Raw genomic sequence first — 17,762 nt, forward strand, 5'->3', positions numbered from 1 at the left:
TGATAAAGAAAGGTGAGAGTTATGAAAGTATTGATTACCGGTTTTGATCCCTTTGGCGGGGCAGAAATAAATCCTGCCTATGAAGCAGTGAAATTATTACCAGAAACGATCGAAGGAGCAAGTATCACTAAGCTAGAGATCCCAACGGTCTTTAAAAAAGACGGAGAAGTTTTAGCTAAAGCAATCGAAGATGTTCAACCAGATGTCGTGATCTGTGTAGGACAAGCGGGCGGACGTTCAGATATTTCGATTGAAAAAGTAGCAATCAATTTGATGGAAGCACGTATTCCAGATAATGAGCAACAACAACCATTGAACCAAGTAATCTATGAAGATGGCGAGACAGCCTATTTTGCGACTATCCCTGTAAAAGCAATGGTCAACAATGTAAAAGCAGCGGGAATTCCTTCAAGTGTCTCTTATACTGCAGGAACTTTCGTCTGCAACGATATCATGTATCGTTTGTTGTATTTAGCAGAAAAACAAGGCAAGGATCTTCGCGGAGGCTTCATCCATGTGCCATATTTACCAGAACAAGTAGTTGGCTTACCAGTTGGAACGTCTAGTTTACCAGTTGAAACAATCGCAAAAGGATTAGAATTTGCGATTGCGGCTGCAGTAACGACTGAAGAAGACCAAAATACTGCTATGGGAACGATCATGTAAGGTAAAACAAAAAAGACGGAGACAAACGCAGCAATGCGTTTGCCTCCGTCTTTTTTTATTAACTTTGAGAAAATTGTGCTTGGTAAAGTTTTTTGTAATAGCCGTCTACTTGGAGTAGTTGATCGTGGCTGCCAATCTCTACGATATTTCCGTGATCTAAGACCAAAATCTTGTCGGCACTTTGGATCGTTGATAAGCGGTGGGCGATCACGAAACTCGTGTGATTTTCCATCATTGCCAGAAAGGCATTTTGGATTTTTTGTTCAGTCAACGTGTCGACCGAACTGGTGGCTTCATCCAAGATCAGCATAGAAGGACGACTGATCATCGTCCGTGCGATCGTGAGTAATTGACGTTGCCCATCCGATAGTTTCACGCCAGCTTCACCGACGATCGTATCCAATTTATCCGGCAGACGCATCACGAAATCATACATATAAGCATCTTTTAAGGCATCATAGATCTCTTCATCGCTAGCTGACTTGCGACCATAACGAAGATTGGCTCGTAGGCTGCTGTCCATCAGCCAAGTTTCTTGTAAGACCATCCCGAATTGCTGGCGCAGACTGTCACGGGTCAAATAGCGGATATCGGTGCCATCGATAGTGATCGTGCCATAATCGACTTCATAAAAACGCATCAGCAAGTTGACTAAGGTTGATTTACCGGCACCCGTTTTTCCGACGATCGCGATCGTTTGGCCAGGCTCGACCACTAAATTGAAATCTTCGATCAATGGTTGATCTTTTTGGTAAGCAAAGTCGACGTGATCAAAGACCACTTTTCCTTTGGCGTCGGTCAAAACTTTGGCATTTAGCGCATTCGGTTTTTCAATCGGTTCTTTTAATAATTCAAAGGAACGATCCAATCCGGCGATCGCAGTTTGGATCTGGATCGTGATACCTGACAATTCAATAAATGGTTTGGTGAATTGGCTTGAGTAGATCGTGAAACTTGAAATGATCCCGATCGTGACCTCGCTATTGGTCCGTAATGCTAATAGTCCACCAACTAAACCGACCGATAAATAAGCCAAATGATCGACGAACCGTGAAGACGGGTTGGTCAATGAAGAAATGAATTGGGCTTTTTGTCCTCGGACATATAATTCTTGATTCAAGGCTTCAAAATTTTGTTGATTTTGTTCTTCTCGTTGGAAGGCTTTGACGATTTTTTGATTACCGACCATCTCAGTGATAAAACCAGAGATCGAACCAACTAATTGTTGTTGATTGGTAAATGATTGTTGCGATGCTCGTGCGACGATATAAGTCAGTAAGAAAATAATCGGCGTAGCGACTAAAACGACTAAAGTCAGCATCGGACTTAGAAACAGCATAAAGACTAAAGCGACTACGACGACAGTCATGCCTGAAAAGACTTGGTTGAAGACGGCTGAGATCGCTGTCGAGATATTATCCATGTCATTAGTGAAACGGCTGACGATATCGCCCTTGGTACTTTGATCGTAGTAGCTCAAAGGCAATTTATTCAAGTGGGTAAATGTTTCTTCCCGTAGTTTGGCGACCGAGTCAAAAGCGACGGTATTGCCCAAGCGTTGGATGAAATACTGACTGACGACCGTGACTAAAAAGATCCCGATGAATAGTTGCAAGATCTGGAACAAGTGCGTGAAATCGACTTGGCCTTTATCGACCATCTGATCGACTGCGACCCCGATATAATAGGTCATCAAGACCGAAGTGATCCCACTTGCGATCCCTAAGATCACTGCGCTGATCAATTGTTTCGGATAAGCAGCTAAATAAGGGATAAATAGTTTCATTGAATGGAAGAAGTTTCTTTGTTTACGCATGTGATTCGACTCCTTCCGCTTGTGATGCGACTAATTCTTGGTATAAGACTGAGTTTTTCAATAGCGCTTCATGATTGCCTTGAGCCGCGATTTTTCCGCTATCCATCAATAAAATCGTTTCTGCTGCTTGGATCGAACGCAATCGTTGCGAGATGATGATCACACCACAGTCCAGGTCTTGTTTCAATGCTTGACGCAGATCAAGGTCGGTTTGATAATCCAACGCGGATAACGAATCATCAAGAATCAATAATTCTGGTTTACGGATCAAAGCGCGCGCGATCGTTAAGCGCTGACGTTGTCCACCAGAGAAATTTTTCCCATTTTCTAAGATCACGGTGTCTAAACCTTTAGGCAATGTTTCGACAAATTCACTCGCTTGAGCAGTGGCTAAGGCTGTCCAACAGTCTTCGTCGCTAGCATCTGCTTTACCCCACAGGAGATTTTCCCGAATCGTTCCGCTGAACAAGACCGCCGTTTGGGGAACGATTGCGATCTCAGACCGCAGTTTATCAAGATCCCACTCTTTGACGTTGCTGCCGGTGAAAGCAACCGTTCCTGTTGTCGCATCGTAAAAGCGCGGAATCAAACTGATCAAGGTCGATTTTCCGCTGCCGGTCGCTCCGGTGATCCCCAGAATCTCATTTTTTTTCATTGAAAAAGTGATGCCTTCAAGAGCTAGACCAGATTTTTCTGTATAACGAAAATCAACTTTGTCAAAAGCTAAAAGTGCAGCTTGCGGATTGGTTTCTTGGATCGTGCCCTCATTGGTTAGGGTCGTATCTGTCGCAAAGACTTCATTGATCCGGTTAGCCGAAGCGGCGGCGCGCGTGAATAGGACCACTAAGTTTGAAACAACGATCAAGGCTAATAACATTTGGTTCATATAATTGATCAAAGCTAAGATCTGGCCTTGCTCTAAGTGGCCAACATTGACTTTGAAACCGCCAAAGTAAAGCAAAGCAGCAACGCCAGCATTCATGATCAAGGTCGTGCTAGGTGAAAGCAAGGCTGAGATATTGGCGACACGTTGATTCAAACGAGAAATTTCTTCCGCTTCGTCGTTGAAATGGTTCGTTTCTGTTTCTGTTCGAGCAAAAGCCCGGATCACACGAACCCCAGTTAAATTTTGGGTGACTGATTGATTCAATTGATCCAATTTTTGTTGGATGTTTTTATAAAGGGGTACTGAGTAGCGAATGATCAAGTAAAGGATCAGACAAAAAATTGGTAATAAGATCAAAAAGATCAGTCCCATTTGCCAATCGATATAAAAGGACATGATCACTGAACCAATGCTTAGAAAGGGTGCCCGAATGACTAGACGAATCATCATTGCCAAGGCGCCTTGCATTTGGTTGATATCGTTGGTCATGCGCGTGATCAAGGTATCAGTGCCGAAGCGGTTCAATTCGTTGTGGGAGAATTGATTGATTTTTTCCATCAAACGATTGCGCAGTTCCGTCCCGAATCCTTGGGAAGCGACCGAGGCATAGTACTGGCAGATCAATGCGCAGATCCATCCAACGACTGATAAGGCTAACATGATCAAAGCCATTTGGATCACTTTGCTGCGGTCATGTTGCGAGATGCCTTCATCGACGAGTTTCGCCATGAACAAAGGCAAGACCAACTCGAAGATGGCTTCTAAAAATTTGAAAAAAGGGCCAAGGATCACTTGTTTACGATAATCTTTGGCATAACGTAAAAGCTGAATCATATAAGTTCCTCCATTATATAAAGTAAAAAATCGACAATCAGCATGTTGCTCTCATTGTAGCTTATTTCTAAGGATTCTAAAAAAATAAACTTCTATAGAAAGAATAAAAACGGGTCATCAGTTGTATCATATCAAAAGATATTTAAAAATGAAAAACATTTAGAAAATTATCATACCTATTTTCATAGTGAAAAAGACGAGTTTGCCCACAATTTAGCTGGAAATGAGACGATCCATGTGAGCGTCCTGCGAACTATGTCGCGGATAAGACTGAAATATTACAGAAACATGACAAAAAAGAGAGTCCTTTCTTCCTTGAAGAGACTCTCTTTTTATGATGAATGTAAAGATAAAAATTATTTTTACTTACTTTTTATTCCCAATCTGTAATCAAATGTAATGTTGGTGAAATAATCTGAGCGTTTTTTTCTCGTATAATGACAAAGGGTAAAATAGAAAGGTGGACTTTTTAAGTGAAAAAGCAGGTATTTGGGGTCGTTGCAACACTATTGTTGGGTGTTAACGTACTTTTCCCAGTCTTTGCACAAGCAGAGTCACTGAACGAATTAGATAAACAAGAATCCGCGATCACACGTCAAAGCGACAAAATCAGCGGTGAAATTCAATTAGCATTAAATGACGTGAATGAAAAATACCAAGAAGTGAATGAGATTCGGGAAAAAATCAGCCAAAATGAGACTAAATTGGCTAAAACAAAAACGGAGATCACAACGACCGAACAAAAAATCGAGCGGCGCAAGACAGCGATCGCTGAACGGATGAAAACGGCCCAAGTCAATGGGATGAATGAACGGTCGATCACTGCATTATTAGATGCGAAAGATTTAGGTGAATTCTTGAACCGAGCTTTTGCGATGTCGGTCATCCAAAATACTGAAAAAACGAAAGTCGCTAGTTTAGGTGAAGCGAAAGAACAATTAACTGAATTGAAAGCAACACAAGAAAAGACCCAGACTCAGTTAGAAACAGATAGCAAAAATCTAGCAGCTGAAACGGCTAAGTTAGATGATAAAATGGCCAATCTAAAACAAGAGTTGGCTGACAATAAAGCTAGTTTAGAAAAAATCAGCCAAGATAAAGCAGTCGAAAAAGCCCGTCAAGCAGCTTTGAAAGCTCAGGCTGAAAAAGCGGCTAAAGAAGCCAAAGAAAAGGCGGCAGCTGAAAAAGCACAGGCAGAAAAGGCCGCGCAAGCCGCAGCAGCTGAAAAAGCCGCCAAAGAAGCATCGGCCAAAGCTGCCGCACAACAAGCCGCCAAAGATGCGGCCCAAGCAACGGCTAAAGCGTCGAGTGCTGCATCAAGCAGTACCGCAGCAACAACATCAACAAGTCAACAAACAACAGAATCATCGGCCCAAGCGACAACCCCAAGTACGCCGACAACTTCTGGTCGAACCTTACAAATGGAATCGACAGCTTATTCATGTGCTGAATCGGTCAATACTTATTTTACGGCGATGGGCATTGACTTACGTCAAAATCCGCAAGTGATCGCTGTTGATCCAAGTGTGATCCCATTAGGTTCGATGGTGGAAGTTTCAGGTTATGGGATTGCGATCGCTGGTGATACGGGTGGGGCGATCAAAGGAAATATTATTGATTGTCATTTCTCGACTGTTGCTGAATGCATCCAGTGGGGCAGACGTTCGGTCACAGTAACGATCATTAGTTAAATAGAAGCAGTTGGTCTAAGAGTAGTTAATACTTTTGGACCAACTTTTTTTGGTTAAACACCAATCAGCTTTTGTCGTTTTTAGGAAATTTTTGATAAAAAACGCAGAACTACCTACTAGTTGTTATAAAAACGTTTAGACCATTTCTTTTAAAAATTAAGCCATACAACCAATAGATCAATCATTGCTAGCAAGCCTTTAAAATAAAAATACGAATAAAAGTTATATAAATTACTGTAATTTATAAAAAATATTCTTTTTCAAAAAATATTATAGTGAAATATTTAACATACATAGAAAAATATTGTAGTATTTACTTCATAAAAAAACTACTGAATTCGATGAAGGAAAGGTGTGCTGCAGATGATTAAAGGATATAGCTCCTCAAGTTGAACGTCTTGTCGTAAAGCCAAGGCTTGGCTGAAAGAGCAAGGATTAGAAATCGAAGAACGCAACATTATCTCTGAACCATTAAATGAAGAAGAGATTAAACGTATTTTGTGTTTAACAGAATTTGGGACGGATGAAATCATTTCGACTCGTTCAAAAGTTTATGAAAAATTGGCGCTGGATTTCAATGAATTATCATTGAGCGAATTGGTAGCGATTATCGTGAAGTATCCAAGTCTTTTGCGCCGTCCGATCATTACTGATGGAAAGAAATTACAGATCGGTTATAACGAAGAAGATATCCATCAGTTTATTCCCCGGGAAGTTCGCAAGATGACTTCATTAAGAATGACCGAACAGCTGCTTTATATGGACTTGAAAAACCAACAATTCGCTTGATTATGCTGAGGCGAAGAATTTTTTACTGCATTAAACAATAAAAAACTCATTCAGTCTCTTCGAAAAGAAAACTGAATGAGTTTTTTTACGTGTGACGGATCAAATAATCAAAAGCTCCTAGAGCTGCAGTAGCGCCTGAGCCCATCGAAATAATGATCTGTTTGTAGATACTATCAGTACAATCACCAGCAGCAAAAATACCAGGTACATTGGTCGCACCATGACCATCGATTAAAATCTCACCACGTTGATTTAACTCAAGCGAGTCTTTCAGCCATTCAGTATTTGGCATCAAACCAATCAGAATGAAGACGCCTTCGACCATCAAAGTATGTTCTTCATTGGTTAAGCGATCTGTATAAGTCACGGCTTCTACCTGTGAAGAGCCAGTAATTTCTTTGGTTGCGGCATTGGTGATGACGGTGACATTGTCTAGCGAATGCAGTTTTGTCTGCAAGACTTGATCCGCTTTTAATTCCGGTAAGAATTCTAAGACATAGATATGTTTCGCTACGCCGGCTAAATCGATGGCTGCTTCGATCCCTGAGTTTCCACCGCCGATCACGACGACTTCTTTGTCTTTGAACAAAGGACCATCGCAGTGAGGACAATAAGCGATCCCTTTGTTTTTGAATTCTTTTTCACCAGGAACATTGATCGCACGCCAACGAGCACCAGTGGAAAGGATCGCAGTTTTAGCTTTTAATCGCGCACCATTTTCCAATGTCACTTCGATTAAGTCAGATTTAGTGATCGCTGTGGCACGTTGGCCTTTCATGATGTCGACATCGTATTGTTTAACGTGTTCTTCGACTTGACGCATTAATTGCGGGCCTTCGATATAGGGAGTACCGATGACGTTTTCGATCCCTAAAGTTTCTAAGACTTGACCGCCAAAAGTTTCTACGACCATCCCAGTCTTGATGCCTTTTCGTGCTGCGTAGATAGCGGAACTAGCACCAGCTGGTCCACCACCGACGACTAAAACATCAAAAATGTCTTTGTCAGCAAATTCGTCGGCACTAAGTGGTCCCGCTACTTTTGTCAAAATTTGTTCGATCGTCATTCGACCACTGTCGAATTCGGCCCCATCTAGGAAAACAGTCGGTACCGCCATGACTTGTTTGTCATCGATTTCTTGTTGGTACATGCCGCCCTCGATCATAGTATGAGAAATCTTAGGATTCAAGACCGCTAAAATATTCAATGCTTGAACGACATCCGGACAATTGTGACAGGTCAAGCTGACGTATGTCTCGAAAGTCAAAGATCGTTCAATACTTTGGATCTGTTGAGCGATGCTGTCTTCGATTTTCGGCGGTCGTCCACTGACTTGCAGCAGCGCCAAGATAAAGGAAGTAAATTCGTGGCCCATCGGCAAACCAGCAAAGATGATGCCGCTAGCTGGAGCGCCTTTTTGATTGACCTCAAAGCTCGGTGTACGTAGTAAAGGTTTTGCTTCAAGTGATAGTTGATCGCTCATTTCTACAACTTCAGTCAAAAATGTTTCGACCTTTTTCGAATCTTCTGATTGATCCAAACTAGCAGAAAAGACAACTTCTGATTCTAATAAGGCTAAATATTGTTTGAGTTGTTCTTTGGTTTCATTATCTAACATAGGGCCACCTTAAATTTTTCCAACTAAGTCAAAGCTTGGTTTCAAGGTTTCGCCGTCTTCTTTCCATTTAGCCGGACAAACTTCTCCTGGATGTGTACGGACATATTGAGCTGCACGAATTTTATCGATCAATCCGCTAGCATCCCGTCCAATTCCATCGGCGTTGATTTCCATAGCTTGGACAATGCCATCTGGATCAATGATGAAGGTCCCGCGTTGTGCTAGACCAGCTTCTTCATCTAAAACATCAAAAATGCGTGAAATATGGTGGGATGGATCACCGATCATCGTGTAGTTGATCTTACCGATCGCGTCGGATGTATCATGCCATGCTTTATGTGTGAAATGAGTGTCCGTCGAACAAGAGTAGACTTCCACATCAAGTGTTTGCAATGTTTCGTATTGTTCTTGTAAATCTTCTAGTTCAGTTGGGCAGACAAAGGTGAAATCCGCGGGATAAAAGCAGATGATCGACCATTTACCTTGAAGTGTTTCATTTGAGACCTCGATGAATTTTCCTTGACGATACGCTTGTGCTTGGAATGCTTCGACTTGTTTTCCGATTAATGACATAGATGAACCCTCCTGAGTTTAAATTGAGAAAATTTTCTCATAGTTGATAATAATAGGTCTCTAGAACTGGAGAAGCTTGACCTCTTATTTACAATAATTATAAACAAAAAGAAAAGTAGTTGCAAACGTTTTTCTGGTTTTAATCTAGTAAATGTTTATTTAAATATAACGTAATTAATAATAGTTATTCTATATTTTAGAAGGCAAACAAGTAAATAAAATGACGATTAATAATGACTATGATTTTATTTGATAGGGATTACGAACAAAGCTGCTTCGTTTATGGCGAAGAATCAAATAGAAAAAAGAAATAGGATTGTGAGAAGAAAATATTATGTGCAACTATTCATTAATAAGTAGAAAAAATACGAAAAAGAAAAGAAGTTATAAAATAAGCTGGCTATTATTCAGTCCTTTTTATTATAATTAGTAGGAATAATGTTATATTCCGAGCGTTATTGTTTGTAATTAAAAATAGGTCATAGGATAATATAATTATCTTTTTAAGCATTATTTATTTTTAAATTAAAATTTGATTAGAGATTGGTGCGGTATGAAAAAATGGGTAAATTTAGCAATGTTGTTCACATTGGTGGGGAGCATTGCATCACCGGTAATTGGGACAGCTGTAGAAATTACTACTCCTTCAAGTACTCAGACGAGTACAACAAAAACAATTGGATCAGTAGCCAGTGACCCGACATCAATTGTTTCGTCAGAGACAGCTGTTTCCAGTCCAAAGACAACAGAGAATTCTACGAGCAGTACAACAGAAACGAGCACGGAGGTCACTAATCAACTTACGATCGATAAAAAAAGTAAGTTGAAAGAGACAGAAGAGCAACAAACGGAATTGACATTGATCGGCAAAGTGGATAGTTCAGCTGAAAATACCTCAGCGATCACTTTTGAGACGACAAAAAATTTTGTCCCTGCTGAAATCAAGGACGATGCAAAAGTCATTTTAAATGAAGCAAAAGAAACGATCGGAACGTATGCAGTCGAAACAAAGGCTGACCGTATCCAATATACGTTGAACTTCAATAAGTTAGCAAAGGGCGAAAATCGTTTCAAATTGATTCTATTAGGATCGATCACACGCGGCCCGGACGAGAACGTGACTTTTTATCAAGCAGATGAGAAATTAATTCAATTAGCTTTACCAGAAACGAGCGATAGTTCAACAAGTGAAAGTTCTAGTACGACTAATGAAACAACGAGCAGTGAAAGTACAACGACCGAAATGACGACTGAATCGACTTCGGAAAAAACAAGTGATTCTAGTGCCGAAGCAACGACTGCAAGCAGTGAATCAACGACGAAACAAGCAACAAAAAAAGCCAGTCGAGCGGCAGAAGAACCTAGAGCAGCAGGAGCGATCGATGAATTATTCACCCAATATGCTCCAGGGGATAATTTTTTGACCGATAGTCAATTGACATTTAAACCTAATCCACCAACGATCAATTCAGAGATTCATTTTGAGTTGAATTTTGCGATTCCAGAAGCAGTACGGGTCGAAATGGTTCCAGGGGATTATTATGAAATGGATATGCCGTCAGGTTTAGCAATCGAAGCACCCTCACCTGAAGGGAATCTGACAGATAGCGATGGGACGATTTATGGAACTTATAAATTCGATGTCGCAACACAAAAAATACGGATCACTTTCACGAAACAAGCCGACCAAGACTTTTTACCGCCAGAAGGAGGTAGCGTGGATGCCGATGTCCACTTTGATACCCAAAAAATCACTCAGCCGGGAACAACGACGATCATTTATCCAAGTAAGACTAATCTTCCACCGTATACGGTGACGATCAAGCCGACGAGTGGTACATCGATCAGCAAAGCAGGACATACGGATAAAGCCAATAACCCAAATAAAGTAACGTGGGAAGTTGATTTCAACAAAGACTATGCAACGTTAGATCAGCCTGTAGTCACTGAAAAATTTCCACAACAAGTAACTTTTAATAAAAACGAAACTGGTGCAGTGACTGTCTATCCATTGACCGTTGATTTTAATGGCAATGTGACAGGAACAGGGACAACGCCATTGGATCCTAGTTCATATACGGTCCAAGATGATGGTTCGATCAAGTTCAATACAACGATCAATCGTCCATATCGAATCGTTTATGCTACAACGATCAAGGAAGAAGTCAAACCGACTGATGGCGGAACGATCCCAATCACAAATAATGTGACGTTGACAGCCGGAAATGTAAGTTTGGATGCTTCAGCGACCGTTCAATTGAATTATAAGAAAGCGTTAGAGAAAGTTCGGACTGGATATGACAGTCTTAATCAGATCTATAGTTGGCAGATTCGTTACAATTATGGTCAAAAAGAATTAGCCAATGATACGGTCATTTCAGATACGTATACGAATATGACCATCGATCCAGCTAGCTTCAGTGTGTATACGGTCAATTTTGATAGCAACGGCAATGCTGTCAAAGGTTCAGTGATCGATCCAGCTGATTATGAGATCGACACGACGACGAATCCATTTACGATTCGCTTCAAAAACAATGTCCAAGCAGGTAAAGCGATCAATATCGATTATAAATCTAAAGTAAACAAGATCGTATCAGGTTCGGCGAACAATCAAGTTCAAGTGACAAATACGGCGAAAACAGATCATTTGCCGCCTACCACAACGATCACTGAAAGGCCATCGCAACAAGTAGTCATCAAAAACAAGCCGACTGTCGATCCGGGAACTAAATTAGCGAATTATGTGATCGATATCAATAAGAATAAATACGAAATGGACAATGCCGTCTTTACCGATACGATGGATCATACCGAAGATGGGTATGTAAGTGTACCGTTCAAAGTAAAAAATCCTACTAATGAAGATGCGGGAGTTTTGATCCGCGACGTTAATGATAATAAGATTTTGACTGGCTCGTTGATTTTATTAAATCCTGATGGCACGAATCGAGGAATCATTGGAAATCCAGAGACTGCGGATTATGTCGTTCGATTGAATGTAAATGAATCGGGTAGAGGATATAAAAACTTTACGGTAACTTTCCAAAATGGCTATGCTAAGACGAGTCATCAATTCCAAATGAGTTACTATGTGAACTACAATCAGTTTAGTGATGAAAAACCTAATCCAGATACGACCTTGAAGTATGGAAATACGATGAAAGTCAATTTTGTCAATAATGATGTTCCTTATGATTCGAGCAGCAGTAAGGATTTCACTACTAGTACCCAAGAAGCCAATCAAGGGATGAAATCAGGCAGTTACAATCCAGTGACCAAAGAAATCACATGGACGATCGTAACGAACTACAATAATCTAGGTGTCTCTGTCTTTAATCTAAAAGACCCGATCACAGGGAATCAATCGTATGTCAAAGATTCTTTGAACGTCACACGCGGCACGATCAATGGAAGCGGAAATTTTGTAGCGACAACCGATGCTGACTATAGCGGCAACCAAGTCGGGAAAAGTTATTTGACGGTGACCGAACCGACTGTAAGTGGGGAAGACGATCAAGGAACCTTAGAATTACAATTTGGCCGTCAAGGTGAATTTATCCCTGGTTGGGATGCTTCCAATTCACCTAAGGTTTATCAAATACAATTCAAGACTTCATTAAAAGGAAAAATCGTCTATGATCAAGCAACCTATGCCAACACAGCGACTGTTCAAATCGCCGGCGTAGACCAACAATTGTCGGCTTCTGTATCGATTGCATTTGGTGGGCAATCGGCGTTGAAAAATGGATCATACGATGCGAATACGAATCAAATCAATTGGTCACTGGTCATCAATCCGAACCAATCACTCTTGTCGAATGTCAAAGTGACGGATACACCAAGTGCCAACCAAATCTTAAAAGAAAATTTCAAGTTATACACTGGAAAATATTCCGGGTCAGGAAATGCGACGACTGTTCAACCAGATCAAGAAGTACCGAGTGATCAATACACAGTCAAGGTCACGACCGATCCAGCAACTGGTCAGCAGAGCTTTGTAGTCGACTTATCAAAGATCGAGGAGAAAGACGATTCGAATGGTGATTTGACTGGTGTGATCGAGAAGCCGTATGTATTGACCTATGCGTCCGAACCAAACTTTACTTCGCAAACAGAAAATGTCACGAACAATGCAACGATCTCGAGTGAAGGCAAAGAATTGCCAGGAAAAGATACCCAACGGACGATCTTAGTCCGAATCCAAGATTCCAGTGGTACGGCCTATGGGACAAAAGGCAAAGTCATTGTCCAAAAAGTCAATGGCAAGGATGAAGTCGTACCGGGAGCGGTCTTACAATTAGTCCGTAAGAATACCCAAACAAATCAATCCGTTGTACTTTATCAAACAACGACTGATAGCCAAGGGATGACGACTTTCGGGAATTTGATCGCAACTAGCTCGCTCTATGAATATTACGTCAAAGAGATCGAAGCCCCTGACGGCTATACGATTCCAGATGAATTATTGAATGGAAAACGGGTAACGGTGAATACTAATAATAGTACGGAAATCACCGAAATCGAAAACCAACCAGTCAAAGTCGTCTTTGAAAAAACGAATGGGAATGGTCAAGCGTTAGCCGGTGGATTGTTCACTTTGTTCCGCAATACAGGGACAAAAGAAAATCCAAATTATGCGATTGTTCGCAGCTTTACTCCGACAACGAATGGCATGGATCTTTCTGGTTTGGCAGACGGTCAATACCGCATCCAAGAAGTGGTCGCTCCAACGGGGTATCAAATCAATCAAACTTTGATCAATTTTGAAATCAAGAAGAATGACAATAATTCCCGCAGTGTGTATGTAAATGACCAAGCAGTGGCTAATGGTGTCTTGCAATTAAGAGATTACCAAGGTTCAGCTGTCTTGAAGAAAACTAATGAATCCGGGACGGCATTGTCGGGAGCACACTTCCAACTCCAACGGGCGGAATTAAATTCTGAGGATTATAGTGATTATGGCGATCAATCAATTTATGTCACTGATCGCGATGGCTTGTTGAATCTGAAAAATTTAGCACCAGGTAAATACAAACTAAAAGAAAGCCAAGCTCCTGATGGCTACTATTTAAATAGTACGGAGTTCAGCTTTGCGATCCAACCAGTAAGCAAAGGGGATCAAGCACCTGAGACGATCGAATTAAACGCCGGCGAAAACTTTATCAACTATAAAGGAAATGCTCGTTTCATGAAAGTCGATGGACATGCATTTAATCAAGGCGATACGGTGGCACTGGCTGGTGCGAAGTTCCAATTGTATGATGCAAGCGGAACGAATAAAATCGGCGAGGAAGTCACTTCAGGCGAGGATGGCTACTTCACCTTTGAAAACTTAGACCCAAGCACGACTTATAGTTTTAAAGAAACCAAAGCGGCACCAGGTTATATCCAAAATGAACAAGTCGCTCGCTTTACCACGCCAGCGACGAATCAAAGTGATACTGCTGTAACGATCAATTCTGCAGATCAAAAGCAAGTCATCGATGAACAAACGCCGTATAAAAATTACAAAGAAGGCGCACAGTTCCAAAAAGTCGATGAAGAGGGGCATGGATTGCCAGGAGCGAAGTATCAATTAGAAATCAAAAAAGACGATAAGTAGACAGCTATCACGGATAAAGTCCATGGTGCGGGTAATGACGGCTTATTTACTTCTGATACATTAGATGGTACCGTCCATGCGACAGAATTGTCACCAGGAGATTATCGCTTTATTGAAAAAACAGCGCCAACTGGGTATGTATTGAATACTAAAGTAATTAGATTTGAAATAGATGATGCAGAATAATCTGATCCTGGAGTATTGAACATTGAGATCACTGACGATCAAAATGTAAACTATCAAGGTTCTGCTCAGCTTTATAAAGAAGCCGAATCTGAGTCAGACGACAGCTTTAATGCTTTGGCCGGCGCAAGCTTTGATGTTTATACAAAAGATAATCAAAAAGTCACGACCGACAGTATCGAATCTGATGCCGACGGAAAGGTGACCGCAACTGGTTTAGCACCAGGAGACTATTATTTTAAAGAAGTTGCAACAAAAGATGATCACTATCTAGTCAATGAGACGACAGTGCCATTTACGATCCCAGCTGAAGCAGAAGGCAAACCGACCGTGGTCACAAGTAATGAGGATGGTAAATTAAGCTTGAAAAATTACTTAGGCAGCCTAGAATTGAAAAAAGTCGGTCCTGACGATCAAGCATTAGCGGGGGCCACTTTTACAATTTATGATAGTGAAGGCAATGAAGCGGGCACGGGAACTTCCAATGCTGACGGCCTAGTCCGAATCGATAAACTTTCACCAGGTAAATATACGATCAAAGAAACCGAAGCGCCAACCGGTTATTTGATCAATACTCAAACGGTAACATTTGAGATCGCAAATTCAGCCGCAGGCGAACCAAAAGCCCAAGTAATCAAAGCACCATTTAAAGACTATAAAGGTGCAGTGAAATTAGTCAAAAATGATGCTAGCGGCAATCCATTAGCGGGTGCTGAATTTGTCTTATTAAATAGCGCCGGCGATGAGGTGAGAGATGGCAAAATCCAAAGGTCAAATACTGATGGTGAGGTCGTCTTTAAAGACTTAGCCCCAGATACGTATACGTTTAAAGAAATCAAAGCGCCAACTGGCTATATCAAAAACTTAGACACTGTTTCGGTCACCGTTCCTGATCGCTTCGAAGGTGATCCAGAAGTTATTTCGGCATCTCAAGAATTGATCAATTACCAAGGGTCGGCTGAATTAACGAAGACCGATGACCAAGGCAATCCATTAGCGGGTGTTGCATTTAAAGTCATCGATGCGGATGGCAAAGATGTCGCAGGAAAAACAGCTCTTTCTGATGAGAATGGGTTAGTCCGAGTAACCGGACTGGCACCGGGAGACTATCGTTTTGTTGAAACAGATTCTCCTAATAAAGCGGGCACAACAGGAAACTATATTTTATCAGGTAAAGAATTGGCCTTTACGGTTCCAGCTGAAAAGGCTGGCGATCCGGGAGTGAAAAAAATCGAAGGCGATGTGCAAAATTATCGCGGAAAGATCTTACTGCATAAAGTTGGACCTTCGATCGAGGATGATGATCAAGTCGTCGGCCTTGAAGGTGCTGAATTCTCCTTATATACAAAAGCAGATTTCAGCGATCAACAGCCTGTCAAGGTGGTTTCTGATCAAACGGGTATGGTTGAATTTGATGATTTGGCACCAGGAACCTATTACGTGAAAGAAACCGCGGCACCGAAAGGTTATCTAGTCAATACCTTCCCAGTGAAAGTCGTGATTCCTGAACGCGCACCGGAAGTTTTAGAAAATTCAACAGCAGACAGTACGTATACTGATGAAGAAGGATATTTGAATACGATCGAAGATGGACAGTACATCGTCGATACTGGTGACTTCCAAAACGGACGTAAAGAAATAGACTTCAAAAAGACTGATGGCGAACCAAATGGTAATTTAGATGTAACGAAGACAGAATTTGCATTGTATTACGATGATGGTTCGACAGATGGAAAATTAGTCAAAGAGCATTTGAGTCCGCAAAATGACGGTACGATTGATTTAAGCAATTTAGCACTAGAGAATGGCAGCTATAAATTGATCGAAACAAAAACGGCAGACAATTATCTGCTCAATAGTCAACCAGTCTATTTCGTTGTTGAGAACAATCAGGCGATAGGCGTTTCTGTCGATATGAAAAACTATCAAGGCTTCATCGAGGCAACCAAAGTCAGTGGAGATAAAAAATTAGCCGGTGCCGAATTTAAATTGTACCGTGCAGATGATTTAGCTGATCCGATCACGACAACGGATGAAGCCGGGAAGACACAAACGGTCATCACTTCTGGAGCAAACGGTAAATTATTTGCTAGAGGATTGAGTGTTGGTGATTATGTGTTGAAAGAAGTCAAAGCACCTACTGGTTATGTCTTAGACACGACGGCACATAAATTTACAGTCACTCCTCAGCCAGGTAAAGTGACCGCAATTCAATTAGGCACGCTTGAGAATTATCAAGGAAATGTCGAGTTAACGAAGGTCGATAGCGCTGATGTGAATAAAACTTTAGCCGGGGCGACATTCCAATTGCTAGATAACAATCAAAAAGTTATCCAAGCAGCTCTGACTACAAATGGAAAAGGTCAATTGACGGTGAATGGACTTGCCCCAGGTCGATACACTTTCAAGGAAATCAAAGCGCCGGCTGGTTACCAGTTAGCGACGAAGACGATCAGCTTCACGATTGCGGTCAGTCATCAAGGCAAACTAGAGACTGTAAAAGTGATCGCGAAAAATACTAAGACGCCGCCAACCAATAGCGGGGGATCGCATAAATGGTATTATCCAAAAACGGGTGAAGAAAAAGCCCGCTTCTTATCGATCATCGGCGGAGTCATTATAATAGTAGTAATCGGCTTGATCGTCTGGCGAAAAAGACGAAAATAGCTACGAAAAATAGAAACAAAAGATAAAGCTCGGTCTGTGAAACGCGAAAGCGACACAGACCGAGCTTTTTTGTGGAAAAATACTTTTAACTGCTCAAAAACAAAATTGTTATAATTTTAAGCTAATTTCTATTTATTTATAATTATGCTAAATAAGCAGTGCTTTTTCGTGAAAAAATAGCATATTTAGTAAATCGTTATCACGCAATTCTCATTCCAAACGATTATTTGAATTATATTGTAATTTTATAAAATAATTCACATTTTATTTTTAGAATAGACCAATTAAAAAATATCAATTATTGACATTTTGCAACCGCTAAATCATAAGAAAGTAAGCGCTAGTAAATGGGCTAGACAGGTTTAATGATGATTTGCTAAAAATGGCAAACCATAACAATTTGCAAAAAAAACATAAATTATCGTTAAAAACAC

At 41.0% G+C, this 17,762-nt stretch carries 10 protein-coding genes; 6 read left to right on the top strand and 4 right to left on the bottom strand.

The window, feature by feature from the left end:
- Nucleotides 1-21: 21 nt before the first annotated feature.
- Entirely contained in the window at nucleotides 22-666 is a 645-nt protein-coding gene (gene pcp / locus ACKTSC_RS00105; RefSeq protein ID WP_407856490.1) for a pyroglutamyl-peptidase I, read from the top strand.
- Nucleotides 667-724: 58 nt separating this feature from the next.
- On the opposite strand, the gene ACKTSC_RS00110 is transcribed toward pcp, so the two are convergent.
- On the bottom strand, nucleotides 725-2,482 hold the full coding sequence (locus ACKTSC_RS00110) for an ABC transporter ATP-binding protein (protein WP_407856491.1): 1,758 nt from the start codon (nucleotides 2,480-2,482) through the stop codon (nucleotides 725-727).
- Entirely contained in the window at nucleotides 2,475-4,202 is a 1,728-nt protein-coding gene (locus tag ACKTSC_RS00115) for an ABC transporter ATP-binding protein (protein ID WP_407856492.1), read from the bottom strand. The genes ACKTSC_RS00110 and ACKTSC_RS00115 overlap by 8 nt, the downstream gene beginning before the upstream one ends.
- A 473-nt stretch (nucleotides 4,203-4,675) precedes the next feature.
- Here ACKTSC_RS00115 and ACKTSC_RS00120 point away from each other — a divergent pair, with 473 nt between their 5' ends.
- Together ACKTSC_RS00120 and spx are read left to right on the top strand one after the other, a co-directional pair.
- Complete coding sequence (locus tag ACKTSC_RS00120; protein ID WP_407856493.1) at nucleotides 4,676-5,893, top strand: 3D domain-containing protein; 1,218 nt, start codon at nucleotides 4,676-4,678, stop codon at nucleotides 5,891-5,893.
- Between the two features lie 363 nt (nucleotides 5,894-6,256).
- Nucleotides 6,257-6,682, top strand: a complete 426-nt coding sequence (gene spx / locus ACKTSC_RS00125; protein ID WP_407856494.1) for a transcriptional regulator Spx — start codon at nucleotides 6,257-6,259, stop codon at nucleotides 6,680-6,682.
- 85 nt (nucleotides 6,683-6,767) lie between these two features.
- Here spx and ahpF read toward each other — a convergent pair whose 3' ends face one another.
- Together ahpF and ahpC are read right to left on the bottom strand one after the other, a co-directional pair.
- Nucleotides 6,768-8,300, bottom strand: a complete 1,533-nt coding sequence (ahpF, locus tag ACKTSC_RS00130; protein WP_407856495.1) for an alkyl hydroperoxide reductase subunit F — start codon at nucleotides 8,298-8,300, stop codon at nucleotides 6,768-6,770.
- Nucleotides 8,301-8,309: 9 nt separating this feature from the next.
- Nucleotides 8,310-8,873 (bottom strand): alkyl hydroperoxide reductase subunit C, encoded by a 564-nt coding sequence (gene ahpC, locus ACKTSC_RS00135; RefSeq protein ID WP_407856496.1) that lies wholly within the window; start codon nucleotides 8,871-8,873, stop codon nucleotides 8,310-8,312.
- A gap of 553 nt (nucleotides 8,874-9,426) precedes the next feature.
- Here ahpC and ACKTSC_RS00140 point away from each other — a divergent pair.
- From ACKTSC_RS00140 to ACKTSC_RS00150, 3 genes are read left to right on the top strand one after another with little or no spacing between them, the layout of a single operon-like run.
- On the top strand, nucleotides 9,427-14,478 hold the full coding sequence (locus ACKTSC_RS00140; RefSeq protein ID WP_407856497.1) for a SpaA isopeptide-forming pilin-related protein: 5,052 nt from the start codon (nucleotides 9,427-9,429) through the stop codon (nucleotides 14,476-14,478).
- Between the two features lie 6 nt (nucleotides 14,479-14,484).
- Nucleotides 14,485-14,664 (top strand): prealbumin-like fold domain-containing protein, encoded by a 180-nt coding sequence (locus tag ACKTSC_RS00145; RefSeq protein ID WP_407856680.1) that lies wholly within the window; start codon nucleotides 14,485-14,487, stop codon nucleotides 14,662-14,664.
- 15 nt (nucleotides 14,665-14,679) lie between these two features.
- The gene (locus tag ACKTSC_RS00150; RefSeq protein ID WP_407856498.1) at nucleotides 14,680-17,328 is read left to right on the top strand and encodes an MSCRAMM family protein; all 2,649 of its coding nucleotides are present in this window, start codon (nucleotides 14,680-14,682) and stop codon (nucleotides 17,326-17,328) included.
- The last annotated feature ends 434 nt before the right edge of the window (nucleotides 17,329-17,762 follow it).

It is taken from the genome of Enterococcus hailinensis (assembly GCF_045862035.1).
GTDB lineage: Bacteria > Bacillota > Bacilli > Lactobacillales > Enterococcaceae > Enterococcus_A > Enterococcus_A hailinensis.

Coding starts and splice junctions, on each gene's coding strand:
- pcp (WP_407856490.1), top strand. CDS start 22: ATGAAAGTATTGATTACCGGTTTTGATCCCTTTGGCGGGGCAGAAATA.
- ACKTSC_RS00110 (WP_407856491.1), bottom strand. CDS start 2,482: ATGCGTAAACAAAGAAACTTCTTCCATTCAATGAAACTATTTATCCCT.
- ACKTSC_RS00115 (WP_407856492.1), bottom strand. CDS start 4,202: ATGATTCAGCTTTTACGTTATGCCAAAGATTATCGTAAACAAGTGATC.
- ahpF (WP_407856495.1), bottom strand. CDS start 8,300: ATGTTAGATAATGAAACCAAAGAACAACTCAAACAATATTTAGCCTTA.
- ahpC (WP_407856496.1), bottom strand. CDS start 8,873: ATGTCATTAATCGGAAAACAAGTCGAAGCATTCCAAGCACAAGCGTAT.
- ACKTSC_RS00140 (WP_407856497.1), top strand. CDS start 9,427: ATGAAAAAATGGGTAAATTTAGCAATGTTGTTCACATTGGTGGGGAGC.